We start from the raw sequence: 16472 nt of genomic DNA on the forward strand, positions 1-16472 counted from the left end.
TTGGGTTTGCTAGTTTTTCGGAAACGGTTCCAGAATGGACAGAGCTAAGATAAAACAAATAAGCGTAGTTTTTACGTTTAAAAAAGAATCGAAAAATCATTCATTCTAATCCAAATCAAAATAAACTATAATTATCTGTTTTACAGTCTAATAATCGGCTTGAACGAATCATGACTTTCAATTTCAAAATCCGAAGGGGTGGAGCCATTCTTTTTGAACTTATATAAAAAAGCCCCTTTTTTAGATGAGGATTTATCCTTCTTATCCGTTTTTGCAAGAATGTCCAAAGAGAGCATCTTCTTCCTGAAATTTCTGGAATCAAAAGAGGTATTATAAATCTTCTCGTAAAGGGTCTGCAATTGCGGCAGGGTAAACAGTTCCGGTAGAAGCTCAAAACCAAAGGGCTGATAACTCGCTTGTGTCCTAAGCCTTCGTATGGCATCTTTTACCATTTGACCATGATCCAATATAAGTTCTGGGGTTTCATCCAAATTAAACCATTTGGCATCGTGGCTTTGAATCGAGTCCAGGTGGAACTGTTCGATTCGTATCAAACTATAGTATGCCACAGAAATCACCCTTTCCAAGGGATCCCTGTTCACCTCTCCATAGGTTTTTAGTTGCTGCAAATACACGTTCTGAAGACCTGTGAGACGATAAAGGATTTCTGTCGCTCCATCATCCAAAGAGCTATAGTTGTTGATCAATGATCCAATCAAGGACCACGAGTTTATAAAGGGATCGACTTTTCGCTTAAACAGGAGTAGTTTTAGGTTTTCAGAATCAAATCCGAAAATGATGCAGTCCACTGCTACGGTAATGCGTTGTTCCAGGTCGTACTTACTAGTGGGCATGTTATCCTGCGGGTTGGAGATGTTTTTTGATTAATTGATTCCATAAAAATAACAAAAACATCTTTTTGATCGACTGAAAACTGTTGATTGATAGGACTTAGTGCGATCAGCGAGCCGTATTAAGGAATACAACTGAAACCAAGGGAAAACAAAAGCATGGATAGGTTTTCAAAGACCATAAGATGAAGAACGTTTTATGGAAGGAGAAAACAAGGTCTACTTTATAAGTGTCCAGGTAGTCATTCAACATTGATTTTCAGCGGTTTAATACTTTTTGGTTTCAAATTATTTTCGTAACTTATAGATGATTTTTACGTTAAACCAATAATATCAAAAGTATGGGTTTTCCTATGTTTGCAAGCATTCTTGTTGGCATTGTCCTATTGGCAGGAATTCGAATTGTTTTTGAGTATAAAAGAGCACTAAAATTTCGCTTTGGAAAGTACGTTAAGACCCTCCAACCTGGGTTTAGATGGATTATACCACTGGTGGAAACCATTCAAGTGGTCGATATCCGAGTCATCACCATCAATATTGCTTCACAGGAGGTCATGACCGAAGACAATGTACCTTCCAGTATAGATGGAGTAGTTTTTTTTAAGATAAATAATCCAGAAAAGGCAGTTTTAGAAGTAGAGGAATACGATTTTGCAATCACTCAACTTTCCCAAGCTGCACTGAGAGACGTTTGTGGAAAGGTAGAGCTGGATACCATTTTGTCCAAAAGGGAAGAAATGGGAAAGAATATCAAAAGCATTGTTGAAAACGAAACCCATCACTGGGGCATTGAGATTATCGATGTTAAGATAAAGGACATTCAATTGCCCGAGAACATGAAGCGAATGATGGCCAACCAAGCTGAGGCTGAGCGTTCAAGAAGAGCGCGAATAATACTTGCTGAGGCCGAGGAACAGGCCGCCGCCAAACTTCTAGAGGCGGGACTTCAAATAGACCAATCTCCATCAGCCATTAAATTAAGACTCTACCAAACATTGTCCAATATAGCCGCTGAAAAGAACTCGACGATCCTATTCCCATTTCCAGAGGAAGTATTGCCCAAGAATCCCGGAAGGGACTAAATCAAAAGTTACTGGCTAGCTCAGAAGACGCATTTAGTTTTCTTTATTGACGATATCCATTTGTTTTTTTGATACATTTCGGAACAAATAACTTCGTGTATCATAACATGGAGAGCATTATATTTTTTGTTAAATTTAAGAAGACACAAAAACCTCCCATGAATACTATCAACCGGAATTTCCGTTGCGTTGCTACTTTCCATATAAAACGAATACTGCCTTTGCTGTTCCTGTTCTTTTCGTTGACACTTGCCGCCCAAACGGACAAAACGTATCAGATAGGGATACTTATTGATAAAATAAACCCAGAGCTGTCCCCATTGCTCGAAAAATTAGAATCCGAGATCGTTGCGGTGGTGGGAGAGGATGCTGAAATACAGTTTCCGGAGGAAAATATACTGGTCAACAATTTCGATTTGACCAAAGCCAGGCAGAACTATGACAAGCTTTTGAACAACAGTACGGATATTATTCTGGCCTTTGGCATCGTCAACAATCAAATTATCAGCCCGCTTAAAGTCCATAGAAAACCCACAATTTTGTTTGGCGCGGTCAATAGGGACCTTCATAACCTCGATTTGACCAATGCTACTTCAGGGATAGAAAATTTTACCTATTTGGTAGAATCTGAATCTTATGAAGAGGATTTTAAAAAGTTTCATGAATTGACGAACTTCGAAAACCTGGGCATAGCTGTGGATGCACCTTTTCTTGAAATCTTACCACTTAAGGAAACCTTCGATAGGGAATTCAAAAACATAGATTCTCGATACACCTTGATTCCCTTCAATAATGTTCAAGATATCCTTTCCAATTTGCAAGGCATTGACGCCATTTATATGGCAGGAGGTTTTTTCTTTAGCAAAGAAGAAAATCAACAATTGGCCAACGCTTTTATCCAGGCCAAACTCCCGTCATTTACCGTAAATGGGGTCGAAGTTGTTGAGGATGGTATAATGGCGACCTATCAATCGGATGATAATCTAAATCAGTTTTTTAGACGCATTGCGCTAACCATTGAAGCCTATGTTACCGGTACGCCACTCTCGGAACTTCCCATTTATATTGATTACACCCCACGACTGACCATCAATTACAATACTGCGGAAGCCATAGGCGTCCCTATTAAATACAGTTTAGTGGGACAAACCGATTTTGTTGGGGAATTCAAAAATGTTATTTCCGAAAAGGATTATGACCTCCTGACCGCTATCAATGATGCAATGGAGAACAATCTTTCCCTGCTGTCCAATCAAAAGGATGTGGAGCTGGCCCAACAGGATATAAAGTCAGCGAACAGCAATTACCTTCCAAACTTGACCGCCGCAGGTACCGCCACCTATGTTGACCCGGATGCTGCAGAAGCAAGTCTAGGCCAGAATCCCGAATTCTCCACGGGAGGAAATATTACCCTGAGCCAGACGCTGTTTTCCGAGGCAGCCAATGCCAATATTTCCATACAAAAGAGCTTGCAGAAGGCACAAGAGGCCAATTTTAATGCCGCGGAATTGGATCTGATCTTCGATGTGTCCAACGCTTATTTCAATGCATTGATATTAAAGGTCAATGCGCAGATTCAAAATAGGAACGTTGACCTAACCAAGCGTAATTTGGAAATCGCGCAGCAAAATTTTGAGGCTGGGCAATCTGGAAAATCAGATATGCTACGTTTCCGAAGTGAAATGGCACAAAACACCCAATCCATGATAGAGGCGGTCAACCAATTGGAGCAAGGCTTTTTGGTACTTAATCAATTATTGAACAACCAGGTGGGCCTTGAGATCGATGTCGAGGATGTAGAATTGAATGAAGGTATTTTTCAACGATATAATTATGAAGAATTCTTTGAACTTTTGGATAACCCCACATTACGGGAACCCTTTATCGATTTCTTGATTGAGGAAGCCTATACCAATGCTCCCGAATTAAAGTCGTTGGACTACAACCTGCTTGCAACCGAGCGAAATATAAAACTCAATAGTTATGGAAGGCTTCTACCCACCTTGGCGTTGCAGGGACAATATAGCTCCACGTTCAACAGATCAGGTGCAGGGAGTACCCCTCCACAAGGTACTTCGCTATTGGACAATACCTATAACGCAGGCCTTAACCTGTCCATTCCCATTGTAAATCAGAATTTATCCAATATCAACCGTCAAACGGCCATCATCCAAAAGGAGCAGTTGGAAATCAATAAAAACAATGTGGAACTCGGTATTGCCGTGAATATTCGAAATGCTGTATTGAATTTGATCAACCAAGTTTCCAATATCCAGCTTTCAAAAATATCCGAAGAAACAGCTGAGGAAGCTTTGGAACTGACCCAAGCCTCTTATTCCAATGGAGCAGTCAATATTGTCCAATTGTTGGATGCACAGAACAATTATTTGAATGCCCAGTTGGCCAGAGCCAATGCCACCTATAATTACTTGATCAATTCGTTGCAGGTAGAACGGTTTTTAGGCTATTATTTTTTATTGAACTCTGAGGAGAAAAACAATGAGTTCAGACAACGATTCTTTGAATATTTAAACACCAGAAATTAACTGACAAAAAATACAGACTGATGAAAGTGATATCAAAACTAGGCTTGTTGTTCCTGTTAACAGGATGGATCCTATCCTGCGGTGGGGAGCAAAAGAAGGAAGAGAAGTTCTTACGACCGGTCAAATACCAAGAAGTGGGATTTCTGGGAGGTGAACGCGTAAGAACGTTTAGTGGAACAGCCCGTACTGACAAAATCATCAATTTAAGCTTCCGGAGCTCTGGGATTATCACTCAATTTGATATGAGACTTGGACAAAAGGTGAAGAAAGGACAGCTATTGGCCAAATTGGATAATGTACAATCCAGATTGGCTTATGAGCAATCGATTACCCAGCTAAACAGCGCAGCTTCACAAATGAATACCAGTAAGTTAAACTTAAATAGGATTCGTTCCCTATACGAAAAAGGAAGTACCTCGCTGAGCGATTTTGAAGCCGCAAAAAACTCCTTTAAAAATGCGGAGGAGAGTTATAAATCAGCTAACCGAGGTGTCGAGATTCAACAAGAACAAATAAACTATGGATACATCTATGCCCCTGAGGATGGTATCATAGCATCGATTTCCGCAGAGATTGATGAGAACACCCAAGCCGGTCAGTCCGTAGCAATTCTGAATTCCGGAACCGACATGGAAATTTCATTGGGATTGCCCGAGAGTGTTATCAACGGTGTACAGGAAGGTATGGAGGTTGCTGTCGATTTTTCAGCAATACCTGATCAAACCTTTAAGGCCAAGGTAACCGAAGTGGCTCCGGCCGTAGATGCGAATACTGCCACCTATCCGGTTAGGGTAACAGTAGTAAATCCAAGTGAGGCCATTAAAAGTGGTATGGCGGCCAATGTTGCCTTTGATTTTGGAGATCATGAAATTGATGAAAACCGACTGGTTGTTCCGGCCCATGCTGTGGGCGAGGACAGCAACGGCCGTTTCGTGTTTTTGATTGAAGAGGAGGGCGAAATGACCAAAGTAAGAAAGCAAGCCATTGTAATTGGTGACCTTGCCGCCGATGGATTCGAAATAACATCCGGCTTATCAAAAGGACAAAAAATCGCGACAGCAGGTTTGCAGACCCTTTTGGATGGACAAGAGGTAAAATTGCAATAAAAGAGCACTTTCACTAAAACCAACCTATGAATTTAGCTAAGTTTTCCATTGAAAAGAACAGAATAACCTTCATGGTCCTAGCAACCATTATTTTGCTGGGTATTTCCATGTATTTTGGACTTTCAAGGGATAGTATGCCGCCCTATACCGTACGTGTGGCAACCGTGGTCTCTTCCTTTCCAGGGGCCAGCCCAGAACGTGTAGAGCAACTGGTAACCGATAAAATTGAAAAGGTAGCCCAGGAACTTCCCGAGCTTGATGAAGTGAACAGTACGTCACGAACCGGGCTTTCCATTGTCAGCGTTACACTAAAGGATGAAGTATCCAAAGAAAAAATGCAATCTGTTTGGGATCGCTTGCGAAGAAAATTGAATGCCATTCAGGGATTGCCGAGTGGAGTGAATCCAAATTTAAATGATGATGGCGTAGGGGACGTTTATGGTATTGTGGTGGGATTGACCTCTGACGGATATTCCTATGCCGAGATGAAGGAGTATGCCGATGACATCAAAGATGAACTCATCAAATTGCCCGATGCTGCCAAAGTAGAATTGGGTGGCGTACAAGAAGAGCGGGTTTTTGTTGAGTTCGACAATACACGATTAAAGGAATATGGGCTTTCCGCATCCAAACTACAGCAGAGCATCTCAGCGACCAATATTCTAAATTCTGGTGGTCAGGTAAATGTGGGTGACGAACGCATCATACTGGAACCTACGGGTAATTTTGATTCCGTAGAAGCCATTCGGGATATGTTGATCGCCGTTGGAAATGGAACCCAGTTAGTAAAGTTGGGAGACATTACCACCGTAACCAAAGGTTATATAGACCCACCCAACCAAATCGTGAGCATAAATGGAAGGGAGGCAATCTCATTGCATGTCAATCTAAAAGAAAACAGAAACATCGTTGCTTTGGGTGAAGCTGTCAACCAAGTTGTGGACGGCTGGAAAAAGAAATTACCCATTGGACTGGAACTGACAAGGGTCTCTTCGCTGGATACGTACATAGACGTTAAGGTGAGCGATTTCATAAATAATCTATTGCAATCCATTTCCATTGTTTTATTGGTGATGCTGGTTTTTCTTGGCTTTAGAACAGGATTTGTTATCGCAAGTCTTATCCCCATTGTGACCATTATGACCTTAATGATCATGGGGCTCATCAATGTTGGATTGAACCAGGTAACACTTGCAGCTTTGATTATGGCTTTGGGGATGCTGGTGGACAATGCCATAGTTGTTGCGGAGACCATTATGGTAAAATTGGAACAGGGGATTGAAAAAAAGAAAGCAGCGGTAGACGCTTTCTCCGAACTATGGATGCCATTGCTGATATCCACCTTGACCACATCGGCTGCGTTTTTGGCATTTTACCTATCCCCAACCACGATGGGAGACATTGTGGGGCCAATTTTTGTAGTCATAACCATCGCTTTGTCATCTTCATGGATTATTGCGCTTACGGTAATCACCATGTTCTGTTATATGTTTCTCAAGGTTGCTCCCAAAGGAGAGAAAAAGCCAAGTTTGGTCGATAGAATCATCAACGCTTGTAAGAGCTATTATAAAAATTTGATTTTGATGGCCTTGGCAAACAAATACAAAGTGATCATTACCATAATTATTACTTTTTTCGTTTCGCTATACGGTTTCACCAAGATTCCATTCATCTTTTTCCCGGATAGTGACCGGAACATGATTACCGTCGATATTAATTTGCCAGAAGGAAATAAGATTGAACGCACCACCGAAGTGGTTCATAAGATTGAACAATTTATGACCGATTCGCTCAAGACCAATGCTAATCGAAGTTTGGGTATTGTCGATTGGTCTTCCTATATCGGCGAGGGACCTGAATCTTATGACCTTGGATATTCTCCGGATGAGGCCAATTCCAACTACGCCCATATTTTGGTCAATACCTCTTCCTTTAATGAAAACAATGCCATGATTTCCCAATTGGACAGATATACATTTGATAACTTCCCAAATGCGGATATTAAAGTGGGAGCATTGGGGTCTGGAGGTAGCGGCACCCCAATAGAAATCAAAGTATCTGGGAGTGATCCCGATGAATTGTCCAAAATCTCTGAGCGGGTTAAGTTAAAGCTTGCCAGCATTGCTGGAACCAAAAATGTAAAAGATGATTGGGGCCCAAAAAGTAAAAAGTTTTTGATCGAGATCGATCAGAATAGGGCACAAACTGCAGGAGTGACCAGTCAGGATATCGCCACTTCACTCCAAACGGTTTTGGATGGATTTCAAACAGGAGAGTTCCGAGAGGATGATAAATCAATCCCTATTATTATGCGTAGTGATGCCTCACAACAGCAGTCCTTGGCCTCCTTGGAAACCTTAAATGTGTATTCGCAAAATTCGGGGAAAACAGTTCCTTTATTGCAGGTGGCATCAATTGTCCCCGCTTGGCAATACTCCAAGATAAAACGCCTGGATTTGCGTCGCACCATCAATATCAGCAGTGAGTTGCGTGAAGGAGCGAACGCTTCGGCCATAACCGCTGAAATTACACCCTGGTTGGATCAAGAATCGATTAACTGGCCCGATAATTACAGTTATAAATTTGGTGGAGATGCAGAAAGTACGGCAGAAAGTATGGGCTCTGTGATAGGGTATTTGCCCATATCGGCCTTTATCATTGTTTTGCTCTTGATCATTCAATTCAATTCCTTTAGAAAAATGGCCATGGTGGTGCTTACCATCCCGCTGGCGGTAATCGGGGTTGTCATTGGTTTGTTGGTCTTTCAGGAAGCTTTTGGTTTCATGCCGTTTTTGGGGGTTATTTCCTTAGCGGGAATCGTGATCAATAATGCCATTGTGCTTATTGACCGAATGGAGATTGAACAACGGGATTTGGGTCGTACGGAACAAGATGCTGTTATTGGGGCTTGTCTACAGCGCTTCAGGCCGATCTTATTGGCTACCTTTACTACGGTATTGGGCTTGATTCCGCTCTATCTCAGTGGAGGGGAAATGTGGGAAGGTATGGCAGTGAGCATCATGATTGGATTGTTGTTTGGTACCATAATCACCCTATTGTTCATACCGGCTTTATACAGCGCCCTCTTTAGGGTCAGTTATAAGGGATATAAGTTTAATGAGGCTTTATTGGATGAATAGTCCATTTACTATGGGTCATAACCTTAAACGCTACCTGAATCTGCTATGGCAATCCATTATCTTTTGGAGTGCCGCTTTAGCTTGTTTTGCCATATTTCGTTATTTCGGGTTGGATGAAGAAAACGGGATTACTGTAATCGATGATATCGCTGGACCGACTGGTTTTCTAAAACCCTTGGCATCCTTTGCAGCTATGGGAGCAGTATTGGGAGTGCTTTACGCTTCCATAGATTTTTTATTTGACAAACTGATTTCAAAGCGATTAAGTCTAGGTCTTATGCTGATCGTAAAGACCTTTTTGGAATTTATTTCGACCATCATAGTCCTTACCATCACCGCAACAATAGTTTCCAAGGTGTTCACCTTTGTTCATATTGATGTAGAGCCGGGCTGGTGGCTACGGGAAAAAATGGTCTGGGGCTTGCTTTTTTACCTATTGCTTGCATCTCTTGTTTTTTCAACCTTAAAAATGGCGGTCGAGCGGTTTGGGAGCGGTGTCTTCCTAAAAATGTTACGGGGGGTCTACAGCAATCCGAAGGAAGAGGAGCGTATTTTTATGTTTTTGGATTTAAAGGATTCCACCACCATTGCAGAACGGTTGGGTCACCATAAGTATAGTCAGTTTATACAAGATTGTTTTTTCGACCTTAATGAGGTAGTACTAAAATATGAAGCTGAGATTTACCAATATGTCGGGGATGAAGCGGTTTTAAGTTGGTCTTACAAAAGAGGGTTGTCCAACAGCAATTGTATAGAAATCTTCTTTGCTTTTGAAGTAAAACGGGCATCAAGAAATAATCATTATTTAGAAAAGTATGGCGTCTTTCCAGAATTTAAGGCCGGTATGCATGGAGGCACCTTAATGGCTGCTGAAGTAGGTTTTATAAAGAAGGAATTGGCGTACCATGGAGACGTCATCAATACATCTGCGCGTATCCAAGCAGAATGCAACAAGCACAATGTAAACTTCCTATTGTCCGAAAAGTTATTGAAGGATTTGGGCGTAAAGGAAACTTTTTCATCAAAACCCATTGGTGAAGTGTTGTTGAAAGGAAAAAAGAAAGAAATTAAGATCTATTCCATTGGGCACTATGATTAAAGAGCTATACCGCTATCGATTCGAGATTTTCTTTTTTAGCCAGATTACAATTTTATTCGGCTCTTTGATTTTTCCTCCCATATTTTTCGAAACTATTTTGGCACCATTACTTTTTGTTACAAATCTCGCAGCGGGAATTGTATTGATTTCCAAAAAAAGAAAATTGATGTGGTTTTTCATTGTTCTTTTGGTAGTAACAATTTTTGCATTTGGGTCAACATTACTCGAGAAAAGTGACTCAAAAGCCTATGATTATTTACAAATGGCGTCTTTCTTTTTGTTTTATATAGTGGTCACAATCGAAATTATTTCGCAAGTATGGTCAATAAAAAAGGTCAATAAGAATGTGATTTTAGGGCTGATTAGTGGATATATTTCATTGGGACTTTTGGGATTTTTTATTTGTCTGGGCATTGAAATGACCTATCCAGGCTCCTTCCAAGGATTGTTTCTTATTGAAACTGGGCCGGAGCAGCTTACAGAAAGACTCCTTTACTATAGCTTTATAACCTTACTCACCATTGGCTACGGAGATATATTACCGACCACCGCGCTCGCCCAAAAAGCTGCTGTTTTGATTGGGTTGATGGGACAGTTTTATCTGGTGATCATTACCGCCGCAGTGGTGGGGAAATACATCAACCAATTCAAGGGCCGAACTTAGAACTTCGAAGACACAGAATAACTTGAAAAAGCACCTTTAAGCTGAAAAAAAGTTTGGGTTGAAGGCAATTTATGCCTTTTCCATTTTAGGCAACATTGCATCGTTTTTGTCATGAAACCGTTCCATGTCGGATAAGATGTTGTTAAGCAAGAGCAATACCTCATTGATATATGCACCCTTGTTCAACATTACGCATTCAGCTTTTAAGGAAGCAGTGGCATCAGTTATCTCAGCTCTTGAGGGAAGCCCTTTCTTTGCGAAATTCTCCAAGACCTGGGTCGCCCACACGACAGGGATGTGGGCAGCTTCACAAATGGCCAATATCTCTTCCTGTACTTTTCCAATGGAATCCCATCCGGTTTCGACAGCAAGATCTCCCCTTGCAATCATTACACCAATGTATTTCACTTGCATAGCTGTAAGGAGTATTTCCACCAGATTGTCAAAGGCTGATTTGGTCTCTATTTTAAGAATGATGCTCAATTTGTTGGTAACCTTCCACTTTTCGAGTTCAGTCAATAACTCTTCCACATCAGCTTTGGAGTTGACAAAAGAAAAGTTTACGATGTCGGCATGCTTGGCAACAAATTCCAAATCCTCTTTATCCTTTGTAGTCAGACCACTAATTCCTAAATCCGTATTGGGAAAATTCATTCCTTTCTCCGCTTTCAGTTTAGATCCTTTTTCTTTTGCACGGGTAATACGTACTTCAAAATGGTCATTAAACACAGCTTCTATGCGGCCTTCAATTTTTCCATCATCAAACAATACTTCCTCATCCTTTTTTACGCGATCAAAAACCTCGGGTAACTGGCAAGAGATATTTGCGCTTTCAATAAGAATTCCATCCTCATCAAATTTTGCGGGCTTGCCATCTACATTAGCCTTGATAATGGTAAGTAGATCACCGGTTCTTAGGAGAATGTATTGTTCAATTGGAGGGAGTTCACCAACAACAACTTCCTCTAGCATACCATCTTTACTTCGGATGATCGTACCCGTGCCGATGTAGGAGGTTTCATAGCAATGGGCATGGACTTGTAGCTCACCTACGTTTACTATTTTCAGTCGTCTCAACTTATGACGTGTATCCGTTAACCTTAGTTCATCGCCCAGATTCAATTTTTTGAGCCATTCCAAAGGAACCGGTACGGTATTGGGCTCCGAATCCTCCGTAACCTCCGGTACAAAAATGAGTTCAGCTGGACTTAAGATGTTTCCAGAGTCGTCACGGTCCGGAGTGAACTTCCTAACCTTTGGTCCTGGTGCAATGTTACCTGTCCTAATTTTAGGCCCGGAAAGGTCCATAGCAATCTTGACCTGTTTCCCGTGTGCTTTGGAGGCTTTTTTAATGTTGGTGATGATCTTTCCCCAGATTTCCTTGTCATCATGGGCACAATTGATTCGCGCACAGTTCATACCATTACCCACCATATCATGGATCAATTTATAATTAATGGCAGCCTCCGTTGGTTGGGTAACCATAATTCGCACCCGACGACCTTTGGAACGATACCCTAAAAGTTCTTTTGTATTTCGGGTTAACAACCTTTTTCCATTTTTAATGGATAGACCGGCTTTGTCATTTGGAGTAGGGGGTTCACCAAGCAAACTATATAAAATATATCTTGTCTTCAATAAGCTGGATTTTAGATGTCCCCCAGCTTTTGAGAGTCTTGTCAGTGCAATATTTTTTAATCTCTTTTGGGTCGTTCTTAAATCGAATGTTCTAAAGGTGGTATAGTGGACAAGATTTCTTGCACTTTTTGTATAAACTGGGTCTACCTCCTTTAAAAAACCTTTATAATTTGGTTCTGATTTACGGATAGCCTCCAAAATGGCTTCTATTTGAGCGATAAGCTCCCTTATTTTTTCTGTTTTTACCTTCATTCGGCCAGTTTGGGTAAACTATTTCGTTGGACAAAAGATGAATATATACGCACAAACATAAAATTTCATTGGAGCTGAGGCTGTAAGATAAATAAAGCAATCCAACAAAACATGATGTTTGTCATGTTTTGAATCCCTTTTAAATCAGAAATTTCCAATCGATTTATAAACCCTTAATATTTCGATTTTGATGGAATTTTTCTACAAAAATTTTGTAAATTCAAACAGCGCATTCCAACAATCAACCTCCTCCCAAATGATACGAACTGCTACATGTTTGTTTCTATCTCTATTTGCCATAGTGGTAGCGCGTGCGCAGGTTAAGGTTGACGCGGAGTTAAGGCCCCGTTTTGAATTCAGACATGGTTTTCAATCCCTATTTCCGGATAATGCAGATCCATCCGCTTTTATTTCGCAGCGGTCACGGTTGAACGCGGGATATAAAAATGAATACTTAAATTTTTATCTCAGTGTTCAGGATATTCGTGTTTGGGGCGATGTGCCCCAATTGAACCGAGCTGACCGTAACGGGTTTGGCGTACACCAAGCTTGGGGCGAATTGCTGTTCTCCCCTGAATTTTCCTTGAAATTGGGAAGACAGGTACTCAACTATGATGACCAACGGATATTTGGTGGTGTGGCCTGGGCGCAGCAAGCCCGAAGTCATGATGTAGCGTTATTGAAATACAAAAAAGATAAAACCAGTTTCCATATTGGAGCGGCTTTCAATCAAGATGGGGAAGCCAACCTGAACAATCTGCTTACAACCAATACTTATAAGAGTCTTCAATATGCTTGGTTTCACCAGGATTGGGAGAGCGTATCGGCAAGTTTTCTTTTCTTGAACAACGGATTGCAATTTACCGATGCCATAAACGCGGATAATAATGAAACAAGGTTTAGCCAAACCATTGGCACCCACCTCAAAGGTGCCAAAGAAAAATTGGGATGGTTCGCAAACCTATATTATCAATTCGGAAACGATGTAGGTAACAATGACATAAGCGCTTATTTGTTGGCTCTTGAAGGAAGCTATAAAATAGAACCCAAATGGTCTTTGATTCTTGGGGGTGAACTGATAAGTGGTAATGATAATGGAGTAGTTACAAATAGTGAAAACAAGGCCTTCACACCATTTTATGGCACCAATCACAAGTTCAATGGTCTCATGGATTACTTTTTTGTGGGCAACCACGCCAACAATGTAGGGCTTTTGGATGTATATATTGGGTCTGTTGTCGGATTGGGAGAAAAGACTTCTCTAAGCGGGCGTATCCATAATTTCTCAGCCGCCGCCGATTTAGCAGGTACCGACTCCAAACAATTGGGAATTGAAGCGGATTTTGTCCTTAATTATAATTTCAAAAAGGATGTGAACATCAAAGCAGGGTATTCCCATTTGTTTGCTTCCGAAGGAATGGAATTCCTCAAGAATAATTTTGACGGTAACGCCAACTATTGGGGATGGGTCATGGTGACCATAAAACCGACACTGTTCCAAACAACCTTAGACCAGTAATCATGCCGATAAAAAGTTATTTGGTACATCCAACGGAAGGAAAAAAAGAAGCATTGGCCAATGAACTCGCCAATATGCAACATTGTGAGGTAGTCCCTGCGGAGAACGAAGACGTATTGATTTTGATTACAGAAACGGACTCGAAACAGGAAGAAGAAGAGTTGAAGCAAAACCTTGAAAAAATAAGTGATATAAAGTTGATGGCGCTGGTGTCTGGCTTTAACACTCCCAAAAACGCATAATTATGTATCAATCCGTACACACCAATAGGCGCGAGTTTATCAAAAAGATGGCGATGTTGTCGGCAATGACAGCTGCGGCCAGTATGTTCCCGGGAATTGTCTTCGCCGAGGAGCAGGAGAGAGGCATCCCGGCCAATGCCAATTTGGATTGGAAGAAAGCCCCATGCCGTTTTTGCGGTGTAGGTTGTGGAGTGCTTATCGGGACAGAAAACGGCAAGGCCATTGCTGTCAAAGGAGATCCAAAATCACCGGTGAACAAAGGACTATGTTGTGTAAAAGGCTACCATTCCATTATGGCGATGTATGGACAGGACCGTTTGACGAAACCTTTGGTCAAAAGGAATGGAAGATATGTAGAAACCTCTATGCAAGAGGCTTTGGATTTGGTGGCTTCCAAGATGCAGGAGACCATCAAAGACCATGGTAAGGATGCTGTATCAATTTACGGTTCGGGCCAATGGACCATTCCTGATGGATATGTAGCTTCAAAACTTTTTAAAGGATGTATAGGGACCAATAACGTGGAGGCCAACGCCCGTCTATGTATGGCCAGCGCGGTTACTGGATTTTTAACTTCGTTTGGAATTGATGAGCCCATGGGTTGCTATGAAGACATTGACCACGCAAACACCTTTGTATTATGGGGCAATAACATGGCGGAGATGCATCCCGTGCTGTTCTCTCGATTATTGGACCAACGGTTAAAAAGAGGTGTGAAAATCATAGATTTTGCGACCCGGACCACCAGAACGAGTATGGCTGCGGATAAGTCCATCATTTTCAATCCGCAGACGGATTTAGCCGTCGCGAACGCCATCTGTTACGAGATCATCAATAATGGTTGGATGAACAAGGCTTTTGTGGAAGAACATTGTAATCTGAGAAAAGGCCTGACCAATATGGGATATGGTTTGGAGGACAACTATAAATTTACTGACAAGCCGGAACCCATAACGCTGGATGATTTCAAGAAGTTTTTAGAAGATTATACTCCCGAAAAAGTTTCCAAACTATCCAGGGTTTCGGTAAAGGACATCAAATATCTGGCTGCGCATTACGGCGACCCGAATAAAAAAGTAATGTCGCTTTGGTGTATGGGGATGAACCAACACACTAGGGGAACTTGGATAAACAATCTGGTGTACAACATCCATCTACTCACAGGAAAAATTTCGAGCCCAGGAAACAGTCCATTTTCGTTAACAGGCCAGCCCAGTGCCTGTGGGACCGTTCGGGAAGTAGGTACTTTGACCCATAAACTGCCGCATGGTGTGGTCATGAACAAAGAGCACCGAGAATTCGCAGCGAAAATTTGGGATGTCCCGGCCGAAAACATCCCTTCAAAACCTACCTATCATACGGTGGAAATGTTCCGAGCTTTAGATCGCGGTGATATTCGATTTATGTGGATCCAGGTTACCAATCCCATGGTCACCATGCCAAAACTGAAAAGATATCGGGATGGGGCCAAAAAAGAAGGCCGTTTTATCGTGGTTTCGGATATCTATCCAACTCCGACCACGGATATTGCCGATGTGATTCTGCCCTCCGCGATGTGGGTGGAACGGGAAGGTATGTATGGAAATTCAGAACGCCGAACACAATATTTTGAACAAATGGTGGAGCCACCTGGAGAAGCCATGAGCGATACCATGCAATTGATCGAAGTGGCAAAACGTATGGGTTTTGAGAAGCAATTCTATTATAAGGACGAAACCCATATTGAGGAAATCTATAACGAATACCGAAAGCATCACGATAACAAAAAACACAATATGGCCCCGCTTGAAGTATTGAAATCGCAATCAGGTGCCATGTGGCCGTACGTGGATGGTAAGGAGACCAAATGGCGTTTTAATGCTAAATATGACCCGGCTTGTTCCAACGGAAAAGACTTCCATTTTTATGGAAAGAAGGATGGAAAGGCCATCATCTGGCAACGTCCCTACGAGCCCGCAGCGGAAGAGCCGGATGCCGAATTCCCTTACTGGCTGGGCACCGGAAGGGTAGTGGAGCATTGGCATACGGGTTCTATGACAAGACGTATTCCCGTTTTGCACCAAGCCATGCCGCACGCCTATGTGGAATTACATCCCGACGATGCCAAGCGGATGCAGATTCGAACAGGGGATAACGTGAAGCTTACCACACGAAGGGGTGAAATCACTTTACCGGCTTCTGTAAATGAAAGGGGAGTGCCAGCACCCATGCAGGTATTTGTGCCCTTTTTCGATGAGAATATGCTCATCAATGACATTACATTGGATTCATTCTGTCCTATTTCCAAAGAACCGGACTATAAGAAATGTGCCGTAAAAGTTGAAAAAGCCTAA

The 16472-nt window shown here is 41.8% G+C and carries 11 protein-coding genes; 9 read left to right on the plus strand and 2 right to left on the minus strand.

Going from position 1 to position 16472, the window contains the following annotated elements; genetic code table 11:
• Positions 1 to 140: 140 nt before the first annotated feature.
• Complete coding sequence (locus tag ACULLH_RS12155; RefSeq protein ID WP_454089019.1) at positions 141 to 854, minus strand: NUDIX hydrolase; 714 nt, start codon at positions 852 to 854, stop codon at positions 141 to 143.
• Between the two features lie 350 nt (positions 855 to 1204).
• Between ACULLH_RS12155 and ACULLH_RS12160 the strand changes: the two genes are divergently transcribed.
• The 6 genes from ACULLH_RS12160 to ACULLH_RS12185 all read left to right on the plus strand — a co-directional run bounded on the left by ACULLH_RS12160 (position 1205) and on the right by ACULLH_RS12185 (position 10488).
• Positions 1205 to 1933 (plus strand): slipin family protein, encoded by a 729-nt coding sequence (locus tag ACULLH_RS12160; RefSeq protein WP_454089020.1) that lies wholly within the window; start codon positions 1205 to 1207, stop codon positions 1931 to 1933.
• A 158-nt stretch (positions 1934 to 2091) separates the two neighbouring features.
• Entirely contained in the window at positions 2092 to 4479 is a 2388-nt protein-coding gene (locus tag ACULLH_RS12165) for a TolC family protein (RefSeq protein ID WP_454089021.1), read from the plus strand.
• A gap of 20 nt (positions 4480 to 4499) precedes the next feature.
• A complete protein-coding gene (locus ACULLH_RS12170) occupies positions 4500 to 5585 on the plus strand; it encodes an efflux RND transporter periplasmic adaptor subunit (protein ID WP_454089022.1) in 1086 nt (361 codons plus the stop codon).
• A 26-nt stretch (positions 5586 to 5611) separates the two neighbouring features.
• Positions 5612 to 8725, plus strand: coding sequence for an efflux RND transporter permease subunit (locus ACULLH_RS12175; protein ID WP_454089023.1), 3114 nt, complete (start codon positions 5612 to 5614; stop codon positions 8723 to 8725).
• A gap of 10 nt (positions 8726 to 8735) precedes the next feature.
• Positions 8736 to 9824: an adenylate/guanylate cyclase domain-containing protein gene (locus tag ACULLH_RS12180; RefSeq protein WP_454089024.1), complete on the plus strand. Its 1089-nt coding sequence runs from the start codon at positions 8736 to 8738 to the stop codon at positions 9822 to 9824.
• Complete coding sequence (locus tag ACULLH_RS12185; protein WP_454089025.1) at positions 9817 to 10488, plus strand: ion channel; 672 nt, start codon at positions 9817 to 9819, stop codon at positions 10486 to 10488. The genes ACULLH_RS12180 and ACULLH_RS12185 overlap by 8 nt, the downstream gene beginning before the upstream one ends.
• 69 nt (positions 10489 to 10557) lie before the next feature.
• On the opposite strand, the gene ACULLH_RS12190 is transcribed toward ACULLH_RS12185, so the two are convergent.
• The gene (locus ACULLH_RS12190; RefSeq protein ID WP_454089026.1) at positions 10558 to 12378 is read right to left on the minus strand and encodes a pyruvate kinase; all 1821 of its coding nucleotides are present in this window, start codon (positions 12376 to 12378) and stop codon (positions 10558 to 10560) included.
• Between the two features lie 256 nt (positions 12379 to 12634).
• Between ACULLH_RS12190 and ACULLH_RS12195 the strand changes: the two genes are divergently transcribed.
• Genes ACULLH_RS12195 through ACULLH_RS12205 form a run of 3 tightly spaced genes read left to right on the plus strand, consistent with a single transcriptional unit; the run spans position 12635 to position 16472 of the window.
• On the plus strand, positions 12635 to 13897 hold the full coding sequence (locus ACULLH_RS12195; RefSeq protein ID WP_454089027.1) for an alginate export family protein: 1263 nt from the start codon (positions 12635 to 12637) through the stop codon (positions 13895 to 13897).
• A gap of 2 nt (positions 13898 to 13899) precedes the next feature.
• Positions 13900 to 14139 carry a chaperone NapD gene (locus ACULLH_RS12200; protein ID WP_454089028.1) on the plus strand — a complete coding sequence of 80 codons (240 nt, stop codon included), beginning with the start codon at positions 13900 to 13902 and terminating at the stop codon, positions 14137 to 14139.
• A gap of 2 nt (positions 14140 to 14141) precedes the next feature.
• Positions 14142 to 16472 carry a molybdopterin-dependent oxidoreductase gene (locus ACULLH_RS12205; RefSeq protein ID WP_454089029.1) on the plus strand — a complete coding sequence of 777 codons (2331 nt, stop codon included), beginning with the start codon at positions 14142 to 14144 and terminating at the stop codon, positions 16470 to 16472.

This window comes from Flagellimonas sp. 2504JD4-2, from assembly GCF_053642935.1.

Coding starts and splice junctions, on each gene's coding strand:
- ACULLH_RS12155 (WP_454089019.1), bottom strand. CDS start 854: ATGCCCACTAGTAAGTACGACCTGGAACAACGCATTACCGTAGCAGTG.
- ACULLH_RS12160 (WP_454089020.1), top strand. CDS start 1,205: ATGTTTGCAAGCATTCTTGTTGGCATTGTCCTATTGGCAGGAATTCGA.
- ACULLH_RS12165 (WP_454089021.1), top strand. CDS start 2,092: ATGAATACTATCAACCGGAATTTCCGTTGCGTTGCTACTTTCCATATA.
- ACULLH_RS12170 (WP_454089022.1), top strand. CDS start 4,500: ATGAAAGTGATATCAAAACTAGGCTTGTTGTTCCTGTTAACAGGATGG.
- ACULLH_RS12175 (WP_454089023.1), top strand. CDS start 5,612: ATGAATTTAGCTAAGTTTTCCATTGAAAAGAACAGAATAACCTTCATG.
- ACULLH_RS12180 (WP_454089024.1), top strand. CDS start 8,736: ATGGGTCATAACCTTAAACGCTACCTGAATCTGCTATGGCAATCCATT.
- ACULLH_RS12185 (WP_454089025.1), top strand. CDS start 9,817: ATGATTAAAGAGCTATACCGCTATCGATTCGAGATTTTCTTTTTTAGC.
- ACULLH_RS12190 (WP_454089026.1), bottom strand. CDS start 12,378: ATGAAGGTAAAAACAGAAAAAATAAGGGAGCTTATCGCTCAAATAGAA.
- ACULLH_RS12195 (WP_454089027.1), top strand. CDS start 12,635: ATGATACGAACTGCTACATGTTTGTTTCTATCTCTATTTGCCATAGTG.
- ACULLH_RS12200 (WP_454089028.1), top strand. CDS start 13,900: ATGCCGATAAAAAGTTATTTGGTACATCCAACGGAAGGAAAAAAAGAA.
- ACULLH_RS12205 (WP_454089029.1), top strand. CDS start 14,142: ATGTATCAATCCGTACACACCAATAGGCGCGAGTTTATCAAAAAGATG.